At 61.1% G+C, this 3,157-nt stretch carries 3 protein-coding genes; all 3 read right to left on the bottom strand.

What is annotated here, in order from left to right; genetic code table 11:
- Positions 1-252: 252 nt before the first annotated feature.
- The gene (locus tag RIL96_RS13195) at positions 253-1,047 is read right to left on the bottom strand and encodes an Abi family protein (RefSeq protein ID WP_310549475.1); all 795 of its coding nucleotides are present in this window, start codon (positions 1,045-1,047) and stop codon (positions 253-255) included.
- A 230-nt stretch (positions 1,048-1,277) separates the two neighbouring features.
- A complete protein-coding gene (locus RIL96_RS13190; RefSeq protein WP_310549474.1) occupies positions 1,278-2,180 on the bottom strand; it encodes a histidine phosphatase family protein in 903 nt (300 codons plus the stop codon).
- Positions 2,137-3,157, bottom strand: a 1,021-nt coding sequence (locus tag RIL96_RS13185) for an N-formylglutamate amidohydrolase (protein WP_310549473.1), incomplete at its 5' end; no start/stop codon positions are given. The genes RIL96_RS13185 and RIL96_RS13190, both read right to left, overlap by 44 nt.

Genomic DNA, 3,157 nt, shown 5'->3' with positions numbered 1-3,157 from the left:
TCAGAAAAGAGAAATGTCCCCCGTCATCGTGTGAACGATGACGGGGGACATCACAGGGTCGGGGTGACAGGATTTGAACCTACGACCTCCTCCAGCCGATACCAGCTTCGCTCACTCCCTCAGGATGACGCTGATTTTGATTGTTTCCCGCTTGATCGCGGGCTTCACGGCCAGCTTATCGGCTCATCGCAGTTCCCCATGATTCCCGGTGATTCCTATCGGCATCCGTACACAAACCGTACACATTCTCAGTCACCTGCTGGTGGGCGCCCAGAGCGGATCAGCCTCGAAGTCTTCGGGAAAGTCCATCTCGCCGAGCCAGTGGTCCTCAGCTGTGAGGAGGTGGGCGCGAAGCGCCTCTACACCACGGCCTTCCGGGTCAACTTGCTGAACGATGTATGCCGCAATGGCTAGGACGTAGTGGATTCGTGACTCATCGGCATCGGTGAGCGCGTTCTCGAGCAGAGCTGGCGGGCGGCGCACATGGACACCCCTCAGAGAAGTACGACGGTTCCAGATGCGCGCGTGGTGGGCCGCCCCGTTGCGCAGCACAGAGAACATCCGGAGAAAGCTTGAGAGCACGTGCTGGTTGAGCCCGGCCTCCATGGCGATAGCTTTTCTGAGGCTGTCCTCGCGGAGGTTGTCGTACCACTTGGAGAGAAGCCCGAAGCTCATGAGCTCGGTGGCCATCCAGATGGGCGGGTACTTGTCCCCGTACTTGGAGCGGAATGCCGCTACGAATTTTTCGGGAGAGTCTCGCTTGAGGGTCTCCTCCAAGCTGGCGAGGTCTCGCCGGAAGGCTTTGTCGTGGGAGTGGATCCCGGGCGAGAGGTACCCCATCGGGCCGTGCACATTGGCCACATGGTTGGCGAAGGCTCCTCGTAGCCACACTTCGATTACTTGAGCAAGATCCATCACGTGGGTCCTGAGCGTGGCGTCGAAGTCGTAGAGCTTGAGCACGTCATTCAGGGTGGTGCCGGGACGAACGTCTTCGCTATGTTCTTCATAGAACCACCAGAGGTAGCCTGAGAAGCGGTAGTAGCTCATCCTCCGGAGCGTTTGCTCGAGTGCGGGGATATCTGCTTGTAGGCCTTGCGCCTGTAGCCGTTGCACTTGCTCCTGCAGGGACAGTGCAGGTTTGGTGTAACGCTCCTTAGACAAAAAGTAACCCGCCTATTTGAGGATCTGCTGTTTCCAACAGACTAGCCTTGGCGGGTCTTGTTGTCATCCAGCTTAGCCGAATGAGGTCACCACGTCCACCACACGGAGAGGGAGCCCTAGTGAGGGTGATAATCGAGGCTCTTCAGGTCCTCGTTGGTGGGCTTGTCGTAGTTGATCTGTCTCCAGGGGAGGCTGCTGACCGTCCAGGTGATTCCGTCGTCCTCCAGGTGGGGATAGCTGCGCTGCAAGAAAGCGATCCGCGGGGCGATGTCTCCTGGGTTCAGGCCACCGTCCCAGCTCTGGGCGTGAGGCCTATCGGAGAACAGCAGTTCAGGGGCCACTCGGGTGTAGTGGAAGATCTCGCAGTTGCGGATCCGCATCTCGGGGTTGGTCTCCCAGGAGGTGTACGTCTCATCGTCGACCCTTTCTAGCACCAGCCGGGTGGCGCGGATGAACTCCCCATGGGTCACTGCCAGCACTGTCTGGTCTGAGCATTCCCGGTGCAGGGTGTCGAGGAAGTTCCTGACTCGGTTCTCTGCGACGTCGCAGATGGATTCTCCTCCTGGTGGGCGCCAGTAGAGCGGGTCGATGGCCTTCTTGCGGGCGTTGAGCTCGAACAGCGGGGACTCTTCGAACTCCCGACGGGGCCGAGTTTCGATGTCTCCCCAGTCGCGCTCTCTGGTCGCCCGGCTCAAATACCACCGGACTGATTCCCCGTCCTGGTATTCGAGGCCGAGGTGGCCTGCGGTCTGCCGTGTGCGCACATAGGGCGAGCAGTAGAATCTGGTGGTTTCTTCTTCGCGCAGTTGGGGATAGGCGGTGGGGAACTCGGCCTCACGCAGATATCGCCCGACGATCTCGGCTTGCTTCTGCCCAGTCTCGGTCAGCTGCCACTCACGGCCCGGAGTGGTGACGAACGCATCCGTGAAGTGCGATTCATCCCCTTGCCTGGCCAGGGCACCGGCGAGGTTGCCCTCAGACTCTCCGTGTCGGATCAGGATCACATGCATCGGCATCATCGTGGGCCTCCTTGTCGTTCTCAGTCATGGCTGTGGGCTTTCGTCCAGGCGACGGTGTGGTGCCGGCTCTCCGTCGCGCGGAGCGTCTGGCTTCTCGACCGGGTTCTTCATGCTCCAGCCAGATCCGGCGGATCGCGATCCGCAGCTCAGACAACCGCACCTCAGGGGCTTCATCGGTTCCTGGATTCTCATAGGAATCTGTGCGGCGGGGAGTGTGGTCTGCATCAAGGTAGATGTCCTTTCGGACATGGCAGTCCACTGCAGTAACCTCGGGTCTGCCGACGTAGCCTGCTGGCACGAAAGCCCCGGAGTGCCGCTCATTGACCGCGGCCAGGCCCTCGGCCCTCAGCCTCTCCAGCACGCCTTCGATGCGTTCGCTGTGGTGCTGACCGTCCACCCCGAGACACAGCGGCGGCTCCTGGCCGTAGTCGCCGGTCGCGGTGGGGCTGCCGTAGGAGCGCAGGGTGATGAGCAACGCTTCGCCGAATCGGCCCAGAATCCTCTCCAGAGTCTCGGAGAGCAACTGGTGGTAGGCCGCATGGAGCTTCTGCGTGGCACTGTCTGGGTGTTCGTAGGGGTCGAAGGTCAAGCGTGAGTGGAGGTTTTTGACCACGTAGGGGGCGCCGTCGTTGGCTCGATTCCAGACGCTCTGTACACAGTGGTCCACGCCGTAGTCGGCGGCATCACGGACCCGGGCCAGCAGATCAGGATCTTCGGTGGCCTGCTCACCCTGGGGCAGGTGCCCGTCCCGGGTGTACTCAGAGGGGACCCGAAGCCCCGCATGCGGGATATGCACCAGCACCGGGAGGTTGCCGTCCATCACCCGTACCTGCAGATCCTCACACCCGGTCTGCGGGGTACGGCCAAAGACCGTCAGCTCCTCGTAGATGTTCTCCGCGGCTTGGGCCTGGAAGAACAGGTCCTGAACCGTCCTGGGTTTAGTTCCGAGATTTTGGTGCGGACTCGGTCCGCTGTTC

The organism is Nesterenkonia aerolata, assembly GCF_031470965.1.
GTDB classification, from domain to species: Bacteria; Actinomycetota; Actinomycetes; order Actinomycetales; family Micrococcaceae; genus Nesterenkonia; species Nesterenkonia aerolata.
Note: the sequence above shows the minus strand (reverse complement) of the source record. Positions and strands in the feature narration are given on the sequence as shown.